At 44.6% G+C, this 16,458-nt stretch carries 14 protein-coding genes; 6 read left to right on the top strand and 8 right to left on the bottom strand.

All coding sequences use genetic code 11. The annotated features are described in order from the left end of the window. Nucleotides 1-75: 75 nt before the first annotated feature. The gene (locus tag ACVBIL_RS01710) at nt 76-990 is read right to left on the bottom strand and encodes a M14 family metallopeptidase (RefSeq protein ID WP_447165260.1); all 915 of its coding nucleotides are present in this window, start codon (nt 988-990) and stop codon (nt 76-78) included. Between the two features lie 240 nt (nt 991-1,230). Between ACVBIL_RS01710 and ACVBIL_RS01705 the strand changes: the two genes are divergently transcribed. Beyond that, the gene (locus tag ACVBIL_RS01705) at nt 1,231-1,611 is read left to right on the top strand and encodes an STAS/SEC14 domain-containing protein (RefSeq protein WP_447165259.1); all 381 of its coding nucleotides are present in this window, start codon (nt 1,231-1,233) and stop codon (nt 1,609-1,611) included. 108 nt (nt 1,612-1,719) lie between these two features. Here ACVBIL_RS01705 and lolE read toward each other — a convergent pair whose 3' ends face one another. From lolE to ACVBIL_RS01690, 3 genes are all read right to left on the bottom strand, one after another. After that, on the bottom strand, nt 1,720-2,973 hold the full coding sequence (gene lolE / locus ACVBIL_RS01700; RefSeq protein WP_447165258.1) for a lipoprotein-releasing ABC transporter permease subunit LolE: 1,254 nt from the start codon (nt 2,971-2,973) through the stop codon (nt 1,720-1,722). Beyond that, nucleotides 2,970-3,668, bottom strand: a complete 699-nt coding sequence (gene lolD / locus ACVBIL_RS01695) for a lipoprotein-releasing ABC transporter ATP-binding protein LolD (protein WP_447165257.1) — start codon at nt 3,666-3,668, stop codon at nt 2,970-2,972. The genes lolE and lolD overlap by 4 nt, the downstream gene beginning before the upstream one ends. A gap of 63 nt (nt 3,669-3,731) precedes the next feature. Continuing rightward, a complete protein-coding gene (locus ACVBIL_RS01690; protein WP_447165256.1) occupies nt 3,732-4,955 on the bottom strand; it encodes a lipoprotein-releasing ABC transporter permease subunit in 1,224 nt (407 codons plus the stop codon). A 238-nt stretch (nt 4,956-5,193) separates the two neighbouring features. On the opposite strand from ACVBIL_RS01690, the gene ACVBIL_RS01685 reads away from it, so the two are divergent. From ACVBIL_RS01685 to ACVBIL_RS01675, 3 genes are all read left to right on the top strand, one after another. Beyond that, nucleotides 5,194-5,790 carry a hypothetical protein gene (locus tag ACVBIL_RS01685; protein ID WP_447165255.1) on the top strand — a complete coding sequence of 199 codons (597 nt, stop codon included), beginning with the start codon at nt 5,194-5,196 and terminating at the stop codon, nt 5,788-5,790. 89 nt (nt 5,791-5,879) lie between these two features. Beyond that, nucleotides 5,880-9,353 carry a transcription-repair coupling factor gene (mfd, locus tag ACVBIL_RS01680; protein ID WP_447165254.1) on the top strand — a complete coding sequence of 1,158 codons (3,474 nt, stop codon included), beginning with the start codon at nt 5,880-5,882 and terminating at the stop codon, nt 9,351-9,353. A 2-nt stretch (nt 9,354-9,355) separates the two neighbouring features. Next, entirely contained in the window at nt 9,356-10,366 is a 1,011-nt protein-coding gene (locus ACVBIL_RS01675) for a peptidoglycan binding protein CsiV (RefSeq protein ID WP_447165253.1), read from the top strand. On the opposite strand, the gene ACVBIL_RS01670 is transcribed toward ACVBIL_RS01675, so the two are convergent. From ACVBIL_RS01670 to nagZ, 3 genes are all read right to left on the bottom strand, one after another. Next, nucleotides 10,363-10,638 carry an acylphosphatase gene (locus ACVBIL_RS01670; RefSeq protein WP_447165252.1) on the bottom strand — a complete coding sequence of 92 codons (276 nt, stop codon included), beginning with the start codon at nt 10,636-10,638 and terminating at the stop codon, nt 10,363-10,365. The genes ACVBIL_RS01675 and ACVBIL_RS01670 overlap by 4 nt on opposite strands. Before the next feature lie 198 nt (nt 10,639-10,836). After that, on the bottom strand, nt 10,837-11,373 hold the full coding sequence (gene ycfP, locus ACVBIL_RS01665; RefSeq protein ID WP_447165251.1) for an alpha/beta hydrolase YcfP: 537 nt from the start codon (nt 11,371-11,373) through the stop codon (nt 10,837-10,839). Nucleotides 11,374-11,445: 72 nt separating this feature from the next. Continuing rightward, a complete protein-coding gene (gene nagZ / locus ACVBIL_RS01660; protein WP_447165250.1) occupies nt 11,446-12,453 on the bottom strand; it encodes a beta-N-acetylhexosaminidase in 1,008 nt (335 codons plus the stop codon). 406 nt (nt 12,454-12,859) lie between these two features. On the opposite strand from nagZ, the gene ACVBIL_RS01655 reads away from it, so the two are divergent. Further along, the gene (locus tag ACVBIL_RS01655) at nt 12,860-14,236 is read left to right on the top strand and encodes an L-serine ammonia-lyase (RefSeq protein WP_447165249.1); all 1,377 of its coding nucleotides are present in this window, start codon (nt 12,860-12,862) and stop codon (nt 14,234-14,236) included. A gap of 104 nt (nt 14,237-14,340) precedes the next feature. Here the strand turns inward: ACVBIL_RS01655 and cysB are convergent, their stop codons facing one another. After that, the gene (gene cysB, locus ACVBIL_RS01650; protein WP_447165248.1) at nt 14,341-15,315 is read right to left on the bottom strand and encodes an HTH-type transcriptional regulator CysB; all 975 of its coding nucleotides are present in this window, start codon (nt 15,313-15,315) and stop codon (nt 14,341-14,343) included. 226 nt (nt 15,316-15,541) lie between these two features. Between cysB and ACVBIL_RS01645 the strand changes: the two genes are divergently transcribed. Further along, the gene (locus ACVBIL_RS01645) at nt 15,542-16,318 is read left to right on the top strand and encodes a hypothetical protein (RefSeq protein WP_447165247.1); all 777 of its coding nucleotides are present in this window, start codon (nt 15,542-15,544) and stop codon (nt 16,316-16,318) included. Nucleotides 16,319-16,458: the final 140 nt, after the last annotated feature.

The following is a 16,458-nucleotide window of genomic DNA, read 5'->3' as shown; positions in this document are numbered from 1 at the left end:
AGGCGTGCAACTGAAGGTAAAATTGCAGTTCCTAAACCAGAGACCTAAACCAGAGGCTTAAACTAGAGACGAAAACTACAAGCTCAGCAAGTAGTCCAATCCACCCGTTATCGCAGCGACCTGCGCCACAATGCAGTTTTCATCATCTGATAATGGGCTATCAGGGTAGACTTCTGTTGTGGTGACATATTTTGCATCTGTCACGCCCGCGCATAAACCTAAGGCTTTAGTCGCGTAATTAATCACGCCAAACTGAGCCAGAACGACACCAATTAACTTACCGCTGTCATCGGCTGGAGCGATATGAGTCACCTGCTCTACTGCCGTTATCATTGCGGTTTGAAACGCATCTTGTGGATTGATGGTATCGCCAACCAGATAGAATCCGTCTGGAATATTCCAGTTAGTGTGTTCTACCGCGTCACGCGCCGCCAATGCTGGTCTAAATTCGCTGTTATCGGTATCAGTGGTTTCATGCAAGTCGATATGGGCAAAAATATCCACTCCAATATCGGCTAACAGCTTAATTAACGCAGCCGACTCTTCTGCTGGGCTATCAGCATAGAACGAGCGATTAGGGTCAGTAGCCTTCGGGTTCCAGCGGTTAATGGTTTCATAGCCCCAAGGGCTAATACAGGGTGCCACTAAAATATTAAAATGCTTCGCATACTCAGCCGCTTTAGTCTCAGCAAAACGAATCGCACCTTGCACGCCGCTTGTCTCGTAGCCGTGCACGCCACCGGTCACTAAAATGGTCGCTTTGTTGTCATCCCAGTTTAGCGATTTAATGGCAAATAGAGGATAACGTGCAGCATCGTATGACAGCGCGCCATACTGCTCGACGTCAAAGCGGCCTTTAAGCGCTAGAATTTTACTCACTACTTCATCTTGGTAAGAGCGTTTCACTGACTGAGCATTAAACCACTGGGCTTTTTCTGCGTCTCCCCACTTTTGGCCTGTGACGCCAATTGAATATGCTTGCTGTTCCATTATTATTCCTTTTGGCTTGGTTTTCGCTCCAAGCTCTTCTATACCTAGTACCAAATATCAAATATCAAATATCAAATATCATCTAACCTTATAGCTAAACAGGCTAAATTAAATTGCCGAAAGCATAAACGTGATAATCATTGATATCAATGCAGTTGTCTGGATTAGTTTTCATGGCGCTAATATTATCAATATCAACAAATACTGTATGACGCGCATTATCTAACAAGGAGAGTCTATATGAATGCACTAAGACACGGTTTCTCTATCGGCATAGAGAGAGTGAGTGATGAGTTTTTCTTAACCTTAAAAGCCAAAGGTAAGCTGACCCATAGCGATTACCTTGCGATTACCCCTGTCATTGATTCCGCCCTATCTGAGGTCAAACAGCCTAAAATTAAGGCCTTATTCGATGCCACAGAGCTTGAAGGTTGGGAGCTTAGTGCCGCTTGGGACGATTTTAAACTGGGGCTTAAACACGGCAATCAATTTGTTAAGATTGCTCTATATGGTAATAAAGGTTGGCAAGAAACCGCCACCAAACTAGGGCGCTGGTTTGTCGCTGGAGAAATTAACTTCTTTGACAATGAGGATGATGCACTCGCTTGGCTACATGAATAGCGATTAAGTAAGCCGCCTAACTGTAGCTTATTGCATGAGTACGCATCTTAAAAATAACGCCAGCATTTGCTAGCGTTATTTTTTGACTTATAGAGCTGATAATCGGTATTACCTTCCGGCCAATGCTCTTGCCGGCGGAGTTTGGCTCGCTTTCCATGCGGGGTATAAGGTCGCGATAACACTCATCACAAAAGCCAAACAGACAACCGTTACCACATCACCACTTTTTAGCTGCGAGGGTAAAAAATCAATAAAGTACACATCTGCCGATAACAGTTGAACGCCTAATACTGACTCTATGGTACGTGCTATGGCACTTAAGTTAAGTGAAATCATGACCCCTAATACGCCGCCAATCGCACAGCCCAAAATGCCATTAAAGGCGCCTTGGACAATAAAGATCAGCATGATTGATGTTTTTCTCATCCCCATGGTCAGTAAGATGGCAATTTCAGACTGTTTATCGCGCACCGCCATTACTAGAGTCGACACAATATTAAAGCATGCCACCGCAATGACTAATGCAAGCACTAAGTACATCACCATGCGCACCAATTGAATATCTTGGTATAGATGCCCTTGAGTGCGTGTCCAATCAGAAATATACACATATTGCTGCTGACTATAACCAAGATCACGAATAAGCCTAGGGGCAGCAAATACATCATCAACTTTGATCCGCACGCCCGACACGCTGTCACCTAACTTTAAGGTCTTTGCAGCATATTGCATCGGAATATAAGCTGTGGTCATATCCAGTTCGCCACCAAGCTCAAAAATGCCCGAAACCACAAAGCGATGACTCTTAGCCGCGCCAATTTTACTTTGTGACTGGCCATTGATATTGGGCATATACAAGCTTAACGACTGACCCACTTTTAAATCTAAACTCTTAGCTAAACCTTTACCAAGAACAATATTATTACTGTGTTGCTCGCCGAGACTCTGCCAGCTATTTGCAGACATAAACTGCTGGATATTCGATACTTTTGCCTCGGTATTGATATCAATACCCAGTACAGACAGCCCCTGAAAACCACCGACTTTTTGTACTAAGCCCTGCATACGCACAAATGGGGCTGCGGCCGTGATCCCCGGCACTTTATTGGCATCATCAACGATGTTTTGCCACTGATGAATGGGTTCATTGACACCAATTAACTCACCATGTGACACCACACCTAACAAGCGATGCTCTAACTCTTTCTCAAAACCATTCATCGCCGACAACACCACGATAAGCACGGTTACCCCGAGCGCGATCCCCGCCGTTGAGGCAAACGAGATAAAGTTAATAAATCGATTTGACTGACGCGCTAAATAGAAGCGCCAGCCAACCCACATAGCTAACAGACTTCTCATGCAGTGAATTCCTCGGCTTGCACCAAGCGGCCATCTTTCATATGCAGCTGCCTATCCATTCTTGCCGCGAGGCTTTGATCGTGAGTCACCACAACAAATGCAGTGCCCAGCTGCGCAGCAAGTTCAGTGATAAGCTCATATACGGCTTCGCCGCTATTAGCATCGAGATTACCGGTTGGCTCGTCTGCGAGCACTAACTTAGGATCGTTAATCAAGGCTCTAGCAATTGCTACCCGTTGACGCTCACCACCTGACATTTCGGCGGGTGTATGGCTTAGTCTGTGACCTAACCCCACGCGCTCGAGCAATGACTTGGCTTTGGCTTCAACCTGTTTACGACGTTGACCTTGAATTAACGCCGGCATAGACACATTTTCAAGCGCAGTAAATTCAGGTAATAGGTGATGAAACTGGTAGATAAAGCCTAAATCTTCGTTACGCACCTTCGCTTGACGCTGACTCGATAACTTATACAGGTTCTCTCCAAGCATAGTGACGGTGCCACTGGTTGGGCTATCGAGCGTCCCCATAATATGCAGTAAGGTACTCTTCCCCGACCCTGAGCTACCGACAATAGCCAGTTGCTCACCTTTAAATACCTGTAAGTCAACATTATGCAAAACCTCAGTATCGACAGAGCCTTCTTGATAACGTTTGCTGACACCGCTGACTTGGAGCAATAATTCTTGATTCATTGTTAACTCGCTATTGTTACTTATTCTGTTCTTAGTCATATCACCGCTTACTCGTATGTTTGCTTACTCATACCTAAGCGCGGTAGCAGGCTGAACATTCGCCGCTCTAATTGCAGGGTAAACGGTGGCAACCAGTGTCATCACTAACGTACCGACCACAATCCAAGTTAATTGACTTAGTTCAAGTTGCACCGGTAAATTTTGCCCCGCTCCCAAGATAGAGATCCCTAAAAGGTGAGTAATAGTGTTGAGGTTATAAGTTAACAACACACCGACTGCAACGCCTGATATCAACCCGATAATTGCATTAAGTGATCCTTGGATCATAAAGATCCCCATCACGTTAGATGTGGTTAATCCTTGAGTTTTAAGCACTGCAACGTCAGTGGTTTTATCAACAACCATCATCACCAAGGCAGAAACTATATTAAATGCAGCAACGGCAATAATCAGGCTGAGCATTAAAGACATCATGTTCTTTTCCATCTTAACCGCACCGAACAAGTGGCCGTAGGTATCACGCCAATCAGTTGTCGTCACGGGCATGGCAAATTGGTCAATGACTTGAGGCGCCATTTTTGCAGCGTTAAAAGGGTCATCTAAGTACAAGCGTAGCTCTTTAACTTCCCCCGCCTTTTGCCTCATTAAGCGCTGAGCGTCATCATGATGGATATAGGCAAGCGTGGCGTCCACCTGAGAACCCATCTCAAATATACCAGCCACGGTAAACTTGCGCTGACTTGGCACAGGGCCCAGTGGCGTATACACCACGCCATCGCCGCTCAATACACGAATTTTATCTCCAGGGGCCACATCGAGCATTCGGGCAAGTTCTGCGCCTAAAATAATGCGGTATTTTCCAGACTCAAGTGCATCAAAGTCACCGGAATAAACTTGCTTGGTGGTATTGAGTAAGCTCTTTTCTTGTTCAGGGTAAATCCCATAAACCTGCGCAGCACCAATATTACTCGGTGATTGCACCATCGCTTGAGTTGAGATACTGGGGGTCGCCCCAATGACACCGGGAAGTTCACTTAGTTTGGCAACTTGTTCTGGCCAATCAACTATCGCGGTTTGCGAATGCACAGTTAATTGCGGCACTGCGCCTAAAATTCGCTGCTTGAGCTGACCTTCAAGGCCGTTCATTACGGAGCTGACTACGATCAGTGCTGCAACACCGAGTAAAATGCCAGAGACGGCAAAGATGGTAATAAATGATGCAAATGCATTGGACTTACGCGCTCGCCAATAACGATAACCAATATAAAACGATAATGAAAAATTCATTAAAAAACCCAAATATAATCGACTTAAGCTGAGCTCAATAGCCAGAGTATTTAACTGGCTAGCCCCATTAAAATGGGATTACAGAACCCCAGCACTTCACAAAATAACCTTAATATTTACTCAGTATCTTCTTAATACCGAACAAATAGTAAGACATTTGCGTGTCTAACCTTGCTAAATCATAAAGATGCGCACGATAATAGGGGTATTAGCCCCCTAAAAACAAGAGGCAAAACCCTTGTTAACTGACTCTACAGCCTATTTTAGTATTAATCATCCATTTGATGTCTATTTGAGTCCTTGGGATAGTGCTAAACCACTGCCGTCGACAGCGCAACTGGCCATGATGCTGCCTACCAGCTTGCAACTAATTAGTGATGTTAAAGCCCTTGAATCAGATTGCCTAATACAACTTCGTCATTTCGATGATGAAGCAAAAACGATAGTGGAGTTTTTAAAGCTTCAATCCCGTAAAATTGACATGGTTCTGCAACACGTCATGGCCAAAGAAGAATATGAAGGCACTCTCTATAAAGGCAGCTATTTTGGTGGCAGTGGCATTACACTTGTCAGCGCCGCACCGATTGAACTTGGACAGATATTTCAAGTGACATTGCATATAAAAGAGGAACTTGTTGCCCTGCTATGCCTTGCGAAAGTGAAAAGCTGTACTCTGCTTGAAGCTGACGCTGAAACAACCTCACAAGCTACCGCAGCCCAGTATGCCTGCGAACTCTCTTTTAGTGTGATCCAAGACAGCGATGTAGAACAACTAGTGAAAGCCAGCTTAAGCATACAGCAGAAGCAACTTAAACTGCGTAAGTTAGCTCGTTAAGACAAACATAATTTTCACTGGCATGAGTTGAAACAAGCCTCTACAATACTTAGCAACTTTACTGCTAATGGACTTGTTTCCTCGCCTTAATGAATGCTTTTTCCGTATTGACTCCACCAGCTGTCAAGAGTGCCAAATTGGCACAAACGCTGTGTACACTTAGCGGCGCAGCCCAAGCGCTAACCATCGCCAATATTGCTAGGCAACATCAGGGTGTGACCTTGGTTGTGACTGCCGATACGCCTAACGCTATCGGTCTAGAAGCTGAGCTAAGTTACTTACTCAGTGAGCAGTCAATACCGATTTGGCTGTTCCCTGACCGAGAAACACTTCCGTACGACAGTTTTTCGCCGCATCAAGATTTGGTTTCTCAGCGACTCGAAGCCCTATCACGGATCCCTCAAGCTCAGCAAAGCGTTGTCATTGTGCCGGTTACCACCTTAATGGTGCGCTTACCGCCGCAATCATTTCTCACAGGCAATGTACTGATGCTAGAAAAAGGCGATAAATATCGTCTTTTAGATGTGCGCGAGCAGCTAATTAATACTGGCTATCACGTGGTTGAGCAAGTTTACGAGCATGGCGAATTTGCCGTGCGCGGCTCTATTATCGATATTTTTCCTATGGGCTCGAGCCAGCCTTATCGAATCGAACTATTTGATGATGAAGTGGAGACCATCCGCAACTTTGACCCTGAAACTCAGCGTTCAAGTAAAGAAATCAATGCGATCCGCTTGCTGCCTGCAAAAGAGTTCCCAACCGATGACGCGGCCATTGAAGGCTTTAGACAAAGATATCGCCGCCGCTTTGAAGTATTAGTCAAAGAGCCGGGTTCGATTTACCAAATGGTCAGTAAAAAAACCATGCCTGCAGGTATTGAAAACTATCTGCCGCTGTTTTTTGATGAAACTGCTACTTTATTTGATTATTTGCCAGATCATACCCAATTAGTCACAGTGGGAGATATTGAGTCGGCGATTCAATCGCACCTTAATGAAGTTGAAGTGCGTTATGAAGATAGGCGCGTCGATCCATTAAGACCCTTGTTAGCACCGCAGGAGTTATACCTACTTACTGAGCAGGTTTTTTCCTCGTTTAAAACACTTCCTCGGTTTGGGCTTAAAAATGAAACCTATACAGGCACGGCTCTGCAAGGCAAAGTCGGCAAACTGCCGGATGTCACCGCCAATCATAAACTCAAGCAACCGTTAACTGAGCTTGAGAAATACGCCGCACAGGCCGATCGCCTGTTATTTAGTGCCGAATCAGAAGGCCGCCGTGAAGCGCTGTTAGAACTGCTCGCTAAGATTGATATCAAGCCAAAGCTATTTAGCCACTTCGATGAGTTTGTGACCAGCAAGACAAAACTTGGCCTGATTGTTTCACCGCTAGCCCAAGGCTGCATCGTTGAGAAAAAAACGGGTGGCAAGTTCAGCTTAATTTGTGAAACGGAACTGTTTGGTCAACGTATTTCACAGCGACGACGCCGTGATAAACAACGCCAAATAAGCTCTGACGCACTGGTTAAGAACCTCGCAGAGCTAAAAGTCGGCCAACCGATTGTTCATTTAGATCATGGTGTTGCCCGCTATCAAGGTCTAGAAACATTAGACACGGGCGGCCTCGTTGCCGAGTACCTAGTACTTGAATACTCAGGCGGCGATAAACTCTATGTGCCAGTGTCATCCTTGCACCTCATTAGTCGCTACAGTGTTGGCCCCGATGAAGAAGCCTCGCTGAATAAACTCGGTAACGAAACTTGGGCCAAAGCGAAGAAAAAAGCGGTTGAGAAAATTCGCGATGTCGCTGCTGAGCTGCTTGATGTGTATGCCCGCAGGCAGGCACGGCCAGGTGAAGCTTGCCACATTGACCAAGAAGAATATGCTCAGTTTGCTAACAGTTTCCCTTATGAAGAAACGGTTGATCAAGAGACCTCAATTAATGCGGTGCTTGAAGATATGCGCTCACCAACGGCGATGGACAGACTCGTTTGCGGTGACGTAGGTTTTGGTAAAACTGAAGTGGCTATGCGAGCCGCCTTTGTTGCCGTCAATGATGGCAAACAAGTCGCCATTTTAGTACCGACCACTTTGCTAGCCCAGCAGCATTACGAGAACTTTAAGGACCGCTTTGCTGATTGGCCTTTCAAAATTGAAGTGATGTCTCGCTTTAAAACGGCAAAAGAGCAAACTCAGGTGATGAAAGACTTGCTCAATGGCAAAGTCGATATCGTTATTGGTACCCACAAATTACTGCAATCTGAGGCTAAGTTTGAAAACTTGGGCTTGTTGGTCATTGATGAAGAACACCGTTTTGGCGTAAGACAAAAAGAGAAGATTAAGGCATTACGAGCCAACGTCGATATCTTGACCCTAACAGCAACCCCTATTCCACGTACATTGAATATGGCCATGTCGGGTATGCGTGACTTGTCGATTATCGCTACGCCGCCTGCCAAACGACTCGCAGTAAAAACCTTTGTCAGAGAATATGATGAAGCCACTATTCGCGAGGCATTGCTGCGCGAGATCTTAAGAGGTGGCCAAGTCTATTTCTTGCATAACAGTGTTGAAACTATTGAAAAACGCGCAGCTGAAATTAGCGAGCTTTTACCTGAAGCGCGAGTCGTTACCGCCCATGGTCAGATGCGTGAGCGTGAACTTGAGCGAGTGATGTCTGATTTTTATCATCAACGCTTTAACGTACTCGTTTGTACCACCATTATTGAAACCGGTATTGATGTGCCATCAGCCAATACCATCGTTATTGAACGTGCTGACCATTTTGGTTTAGCCCAGCTGCATCAACTTCGTGGTCGTGTAGGACGCTCGCATCATCAAGCTTACGCATATTTGATGACACCTCATCCAAAGCGCATGACAAAAGATGCCCGTAAACGTCTTGAAGCCATTGGCGCGCTCGAGGACCTCGGTGCAGGCTTTATGCTCGCCACTCAGGATTTAGAAATTCGCGGCGCGGGGGAATTGCTTGGTGATGAACAGAGCGGCCATATCTCTAAGATTGGTTTTACCCTCTACATGGAGATGCTAGAGGATGCGGTTAAGTCACTAAAACAGGGTAAAGAGCCTTCGCTTGAGCAGATGCTACGTCATCAATGTGAAATTGAGCTGCGAATTCCAGCATTATTGCCTGAAGATTACGTCGCTGACGTTAACATGCGTTTATCTTTATATAAACGCATTGCCAACTGTGAAACCGCTAAAGCTCTTGATGAATTAAAAGTCGAGTTGATTGACCGTTTTGGTATGTTACCCGACGCCACCAAAAACTTGATGGAAATGACCCTTTATAAGCACTTGGCCACACAGTTAGGCTTAAGAAAAATCGAAATGCATGCCAAAGGTGGTAGTATAGAGTTTGGTGAAAATAACAAGGTTGATCCAACCTTTATCATCGGCTTACTGCAAACTCAGCCCCAAGTATATCGAATGGACGGGCCCAATAAGCTAAAATTTGCTATGCCTTCTGAAACAGCAAAAGACAGGCTCGCATTACTCAAACTGTTAATTGAGCAGTTGTTTCAGCATCGTCTTGGAGAATGATCGTGTTAGGACTATCTAAAAACAAGCTAAGCACAGCTTTAGCTCTTAGCCTTTTATCCAGCCTATCTGCAAGTGTATTTGCGGCAGAAGAGCGTTGGTTTGAGGTCGAAGTCTACATCTTCGAACGCGATGTTCCGAGTGTTGAGCAATGGTCAACCAAGACCACTGAAGCGCGTAGTCGAAAAACCGTCGACTTTATCACGCCAATGGTCAGCACTGATTTAACCGCGGTGAGCATGGGGCTTAACGGTTGTACATCAACAGATTGGGCGACCGACAGCGTTAATTGTAATGAACAGTTAACTAGCGCCAACCATAAAGCCATGGCGGATATACCGATGCAAATAGCAGCAGCGAAGCCTGCTATTGCGCATTTAGGTGATGGCGCCGTGTTACTGGCTCAGAGCCAAAGTCAGTTTCAAGATATTATGGCAAGGATTTCTCGCGAAAAAGGCACCCACAGCCTTTTGCATATGACTTGGCAGCAATCTATGCTTCCGCGTAATCGCGCTGTTCCCGTTAAGTTGTACTCAGGTCATGATTATTCTGAAGAGTATGAATTTAACGGCCAACCTATTAAAGCTACAGATCCCAGCTCAGAGTTTGGCAACTTTGACTTTATGGGCTCCCAATTTAGCAGTGATACCAATAAGCCAGTGTGGAAATTTGACGGTACTATCAATATCTATCTGCAGCACTATCTGTTCATCGAAACTGATTTTAGATTACGTGAACCGGGCAGCAAAACCGTTTTAGTGGCTAAAAATGAGCTCAGAGCGTCGCCTAGTGAGATAGAAACAGGCGGGGCTGAAACAACACCTCAAGAGGTGATAACCCCTTATCTTTACTCTATCCCTATGGTACAAAACCGCCGAGTACGTAGTGATGAAGTACATTATTTTGACCACCCTAAGATGGGGATGATCATTCAGATAAGAAAAATGCAGCACCCCACAGCGAAAGTAACAGGTGCAAGCACTGACACTGTGGCCTTGCCTCTAGCAACCTTTTAAAGCTGCATAATTGAAAAGTCGAGGTAGATATCATCTGCCTCGTCCTCTTCTACAATCACCTCAGACACTTGCGACATGGGTGCACCAATGTGACACCAGCTAATGAGTTTATCGACAGCAAGATATCCACCTTGGGCTAAGATCTGCACTGAACCATCGCTAAGGTTACTCACGTATCCCGTCACGCCAAGTGCATTGGCCTGCATCAGGGTGTTTTGTCGATAAGAAACCCCTTGCACCTTTCCCTTCACTTTAATCATGACGCGCTTCATAGTGTCTTCCTTAGATGAGCGTTGAAATCTTCATATTGAAATCTTGATACTGATTGCTATAAAGATAACCCAAACCCCTGCGTTGAGCAAAAAACACCCATAAAAAAACCACTTACAGCAAAGACACTGTAAGTGGTTCTATTAAGCTTCGAGTACTAAAATAAAGTTAAGCAAAAATTAGCTTAACGTGAGCCTAATTCAGCCTTTGAACTCTTTAATTCGCTTTAGCTGAGCAGCAAGAGAGGCAAACTTATGCTGCTGCTCTTCATCCCACGCTATAGAGTAGTAACCTTTTAATGTCGACTCGACTTGCGTGTTGTCGTTAACCTCATCCAGCCTTGCTAAAATACACAGCGACTTACCCCTGTTCAAAGCACGAAAGTCCTTCACACACTTGTTGGCAATATCACGATACTCTTCAGGCCTATCAATACTGCCGACCATATTCTCTTGAGGCGTCAAATTTGGATTAATCAGTACTGACTTAATGCCATTTAAAAAACCAATCCGCTCAGCCCAATAACCGCCTAAGCCAACGCCTATAATTAACGGCGATTTATCATCAGACGATGCGATCTGCTTACTCACTTCATTAAGTAAATGTTGCATATCGTTTTTAGGATGCTGTGTGCTGTAACTCACTAAACGTACATCATCATCAATGAACTGCAACTGACGCATCTTGTCGTGATTACCCGGGCTTGTAGCATCAAACCCGTGAAGATAAAGGATCATTGTATCCCCCCAATAATTTATTCATCATTAATGTTAGCCAACCTAGCAAGCAATGCTTGTCTTTGTGTTGCGCTAAATCAAACTTTTAGCAATGGCCTTAGCATGCTCCCAGCGCTCATAATCCTCAAGTGCTTTAACCACTTTTTGGGGATTAGGCTTTAATAAGTTAGCACTTAATCCCTTGTCATCATTTGGCCACTGCACGCCATTGAGCACCTCTGTAGCCCCTTCGCTATCGTTACACACTAAAATCATGTTGCAACCCGCATCGAGTGCAGCTTGTGCTCTTGCGGTGTATCCACCAGCGACAGCGGCACCTTTCATTCCTAGATCATCAGAGAAAATGACCCCGTTAAAGCTTAACTGCTGACGCAGTACATCTTGTAGCCAAAATGAAGAGAAGCCTGCAGGCTGACTATCAACTTTTGGATAAATAACATGCGCAGGCATGATGCCTTGCAATCGATTGTTATCGATTAACGCCTTAAATGGCTGCATGTCATTAGCAAAAATCTCATCTTTTGTGCGCTCATCAACTGGCTTAGCAATGTGTGAATCGGCTTCGACGCTACCGTGGCCAGGAAAATGTTTGCCTACCGCGCACATACCCGCTTGCTCCATGCCATCAATAAACGCTCCCGCAAGTTCAACCACTTCATCTTTATTAGGGCTAAAGCTTCTGGTGCCTATCACTTGGCTAACCCCATTTAAATCCAGCACAGGTGCAAAGCTCAAATCGATATCAACAGCCAACAACTCAATGGCCATTAGATAGCCAAGCTCTGTTGCCCATTTCTTAGCTTGTGCCATATCACCATTTGCAGCGGGTAGAATATCTCCCATTGCAGGCAGAACAGTAAAACCATCACGAAAACGCTGCACGCGACCACCTTCATGATCGACGGCTATCACAATATCGGGGCGCACTGCGCGAATAGACTGGATAAGTGTAACCAGCTGGCTTCGGTCAACATAATTACGGCTAAATAAAATCAATCCACCTATCATAGGATGAACTAGCTGCGCAGATTCAGCTGCACTGAGCTCCGTGGACTCGATATCTAACATTAAATAACTCATATAACCCTCTAAATTTTAATCCCGATGATGCTATAGCCTACCTAAGCTTGAAAGAACCTCACCCATCAGTACATAACGAAATTCTCAATAAACACATGTTAAACAACAACTATTATAAAAATAATACAAATCCGCAGGTGATAATATTGTTGCTGATGTGTAATTAGTTTATCTAATGTTTAAATATTGCATACAAAAAAACTAATGATAGAGAAAAAGCTAAAGTATGGGATACTTTTTTACACCAATGAATTCAAGCGACTAAGATTAACATCAAGCATCATTTTTACACGCTGAATATAAGAAATATATCAAGAATAGAGTCATACCTCCATTCAGTTCTATCTTCAGTTTTATCTTAGTGAATTGGTAATAATTATAACGACTAGAGCAATAAAGGTTTAACATGATTAGTGTATTCGACATGTTCAAAATCGGCATCGGGCCGTCAAGTTCTCACACTGTTGGCCCAATGAAAGCCGGCAATATCTTCATCGAACAACTACAAGCGTTAGGTCATCTCGACAGCATAGATGAATTACGTTCAGAGCTATTCGGTTCTTTAGGTCAAACAGGTAAAGGCCACGGTACAGGAAAAGCGGTGATCTTAGGCCTAATGGGTGAAGCGCCGGATACGGTTGATACCGATAGCATTGACGCCATTTTAGAGCAAGTGAGTGACAATGAACGCTTAATCTTAGCCTCAGGTCGTGATGTACTATTCTCTCGAGCCAACGGCATTACTTATCATAGACGTAAAAGCCTTCCAGCCCACGCCAATGCCATGACCTTATATGCTTATAAGGAAGGCAAATGTATTTATGAGCGTACCTATTATTCAGTCGGCGGTGGTTTCATTCTCGATGAAGATGAAATAAAAGCCCAAGACGCCTCGCCTGCAGCGCCGATTAAGTCAGCACCTTTTGATTTTAATTCTGCACAGCAACTACTAGAGCTTTGTACTGAGAATGGTTTTAGTATTTCGTCCCTAATGATGGCCAATGAGCTTAGTATTGCCAATGCTGACGATATTAATGATCAACTTTGGCAAATTTGGCAAACCATGAAAACTTGCGTTGAGCGTGGTTATCAAAAAGAAGGTATTTTACCGGGAGGGCTAAAACTTAGACGCCGTGCACCTTCCCTTCACCGCCGCTTAAAAGCTGAAGGCAAAAACTGTGTTGACCCACTCACAGTTATGGATTGGGTTGACTTATTCGCACTGTCTGTTAACGAGCAAAATGCTGCTGGCGATCGTGTTGTCACCGCTCCAACTAACGGCGCTGCGGGTATTATTCCGGCCGTTTTATGCTACTACGATATGTTCGTCCAAGAAGTTGATAGAGACGTATGCGCTCGCTACCTGCTTACCGCCGCTGCTATCGGTATTCTTTATAAGAAGAACGCGTCTATCTCTGGCGCAGAAGTAGGCTGTCAGGGCGAAGTAGGTGTAGCTTGCTCTATGGCTGCTGCGGCACTGACTGAGATCATGGGCGGCACAGTTGAGCATGTAGAGAACGCTGCAGAGATTGGCATGGAGCATAACCTAGGACTCACTTGTGATCCCGTAGGCGGTCTTGTACAAGTTCCTTGTATTGAACGTAACGCTATGGGTGCAGTAAAGGCGATTAACGCTTCCCGTATGGCAATGCGCGGTGATGGTAACCATAAAGTCTCACTCGATAAAGTGATCAAGACCATGATGGATACAGGTAAAGACATGCGCAGCAAGTACAAAGAGACCGCCAAAGGCGGCTTAGCCGTCAATATTGTTGAATGTTAAAGCTGAGCAGATGTAAGCTTGCCAAGTAATACTGATATTGCATTAACAAAAAACCTCGCTATTGCGAGGTTTTTTTATTCTAAGGAGTCAACAGCGCCTATACCCTATCTAACGGGCAGTTCGACATTCGCAAACATCGCTTCAATCTGCTGAGCATCTCTTAACGCTACAGCTTGCTCAACCACGGTGCGGGTCAAGTGTGGTGCAAAATACTCAATAAAGTCATACATATAAGTACGTAGGAAGTTACCCTTTCTAAAGCCAATCTTTGTCGTACTATGCGCAAACAGGTGACTAGCATCAATTGCAACCAAATCTTTATCCATATGCTCATCAATTGCCATCGACGCAATCACACCGACACCTAAACCAAGCCTGACATAAGTTTTAAGTACATCAGCACTGGTGGCACTGAAAACAACTCTAGGTTCAAGGCCTGCACGATTAAACGACTTTTCGATCTCAGAGGCACGGTCAAAACCAAATACGTACGTGACTAAGGGGAAGCGGGCCAGATCTTCGATACTAATGTTGCTTCTCGCGGCCAATGGATGATCACGGGTCACGACAATAGAGCGGTTCCAGTGATAACAAGGCAGCATAATCAAATCGCTATACAAGTGCATCGCTTCTGTTGCTATCGCAAAATCAGCATCCCCTCTCGCAGCCAACTCACTGATCTGTGACGGCGTACCTTGATGCATATGCAAATTAACTTTTGGATAGCGGTCAATAAAGCCTTGAATAATATGAGGTAAAGCATAACGCGCTTGGGTATCTGTAGTCGCAATATTAAGCTCACCTTGATCAGGCTTAGTGTACTCTTCAGCGACTTTCTTAATGCTTTCTACTTTGCCAAGAATATCGTTAGCAATGCTAATCACTTGCAAACCCGCCGGGGTAACATGAGTCAGATGCTTACCACTGCGACCAAAAATCTGGATCCCTAGCTCATCCTCAAGCATGCGTACTTGCTTACTTATGCCTGGTTGAGATGTATACAGATTCTCCGCTGTAGCCGAAACATTGAGATTATGATTTACGACCTCTGCAATATACCTAAGTTGCTGCAACTTCATCTTTTATCCTTCCGATGGGCAGGCTTTTACCTGTCTAGTAAATAAGTAATGACGCATTTAACTATAATTATTGGTTATAGTACATGGCAATAATTAAATCAAATGGAATATAACATAATTGTCAATCTCTGCGAAGAGCTTACTATAGAAAGCATGATGAAGATTACTACCCTAGAATGTTGATTTATAGTAGCATTAGCCGAATTGTAAACTTATTGGTTTCACTATGATATTTGCTTCAGTCTTGGTTTTACTCGGCGCCTTATTACTCCTAGTGATAGGCGTGAGTCTCGTCCAACAACAAAAAGCGCGCGTTGAAGCCGAAAGGCGAACTGAGCTTGCACGCCAACGCGCAGTGATAGATGAAACAGAAGACGTTTTGTCTAATACTGGTCTCATCCCCTGCTCTTCAAGCATCATTTTAATCCTTTATCGAAGAGTTGAAGAGGGCTTGGCTCTGGCACTCCCACTGGCTGCAAATCTCAGCAATGATTATGAACGTCGCCTTATCGACGTGCGCACTCAAATACAGGCGCTGCAAGCGAGTCCTAAATCCGCACCTGCCATTGAACAATTTCGCTTACCTGATAACGATAGACAAATACTCACTCTGGTACAGAACCTTAAGAAGATGAAAGCCATTTTACGAGCCGAGCATAACAAAGGTAAGGTTGAGCCAGCAGTCTTTAGCCAAGAAGAGATGCGCATTGATAGTTTGCAGCTACGTATCAACGTTGACTCTATGCTAGCGCGAGGACGAGCGGCTTGCTTTATGAAACAATACGGCTCAGCAAAACAGATGGTCACAAAGGCATTGGGGACTCTACACACGATAAAAGCACAAACTCCTAATGATCCGTTTATTGCCTGTAAAGTTGAAGAGGCAAAAAACATGCTTGAAGAGATCACTAGCGCTCAGAAAACCGCTCATCCAGTCGCAGTGAAATCAAAAGGTGATGACGATGATATTGATGTGCTATTCCAGCCAAAGAAGAAGTGGTAACCGGTATTCGCTAACACAGTGGTGAGCTAACTTAGTTCGCTAAACCAATCCATTAAGCTTGCTTTACTAAATCTGCTTCGTGAAAAAAGACACAAAAAAGCCCCGACTTAGCGGGGCTTTTTTATGGCTTAGTTTTTACA

Source organism: Shewanella sp. 125m-7, from assembly GCF_052977045.1.
The sequence above is the reverse complement of the archived record's forward strand: the minus strand, read 5'-3'. Positions and strand labels throughout refer to the sequence as shown.

Excerpts from the sequence above, each read along its gene's own strand:
- ACVBIL_RS01710 (WP_447165260.1), bottom strand. The coding sequence starts at position 990 with ATGGAACAGCAAGCATATTCAATTGGCGTCACAGGCCAAAAGTGGGGA.
- ACVBIL_RS01705 (WP_447165259.1), top strand. The coding sequence starts at position 1,231 with ATGAATGCACTAAGACACGGTTTCTCTATCGGCATAGAGAGAGTGAGT.
- lolE (WP_447165258.1), bottom strand. The coding sequence starts at position 2,973 with ATGAGAAGTCTGTTAGCTATGTGGGTTGGCTGGCGCTTCTATTTAGCG.
- lolD (WP_447165257.1), bottom strand. The coding sequence starts at position 3,668 with ATGAATCAAGAATTATTGCTCCAAGTCAGCGGTGTCAGCAAACGTTAT.
- ACVBIL_RS01690 (WP_447165256.1), bottom strand. The coding sequence starts at position 4,955 with ATGAATTTTTCATTATCGTTTTATATTGGTTATCGTTATTGGCGAGCG.
- mfd (WP_447165254.1), top strand. The coding sequence starts at position 5,880 with ATGAATGCTTTTTCCGTATTGACTCCACCAGCTGTCAAGAGTGCCAAA.
- ACVBIL_RS01670 (WP_447165252.1), bottom strand. The coding sequence starts at position 10,638 with ATGAAGCGCGTCATGATTAAAGTGAAGGGAAAGGTGCAAGGGGTTTCT.
- ycfP (WP_447165251.1), bottom strand. The coding sequence starts at position 11,373 with ATGATCCTTTATCTTCACGGGTTTGATGCTACAAGCCCGGGTAATCAC.
- nagZ (WP_447165250.1), bottom strand. The coding sequence starts at position 12,453 with ATGAGTTATTTAATGTTAGATATCGAGTCCACGGAGCTCAGTGCAGCT.
- ACVBIL_RS01655 (WP_447165249.1), top strand. The coding sequence starts at position 12,860 with ATGATTAGTGTATTCGACATGTTCAAAATCGGCATCGGGCCGTCAAGT.
- cysB (WP_447165248.1), bottom strand. The coding sequence starts at position 15,315 with ATGAAGTTGCAGCAACTTAGGTATATTGCAGAGGTCGTAAATCATAAT.
- ACVBIL_RS01645 (WP_447165247.1), top strand. The coding sequence starts at position 15,542 with ATGATATTTGCTTCAGTCTTGGTTTTACTCGGCGCCTTATTACTCCTA.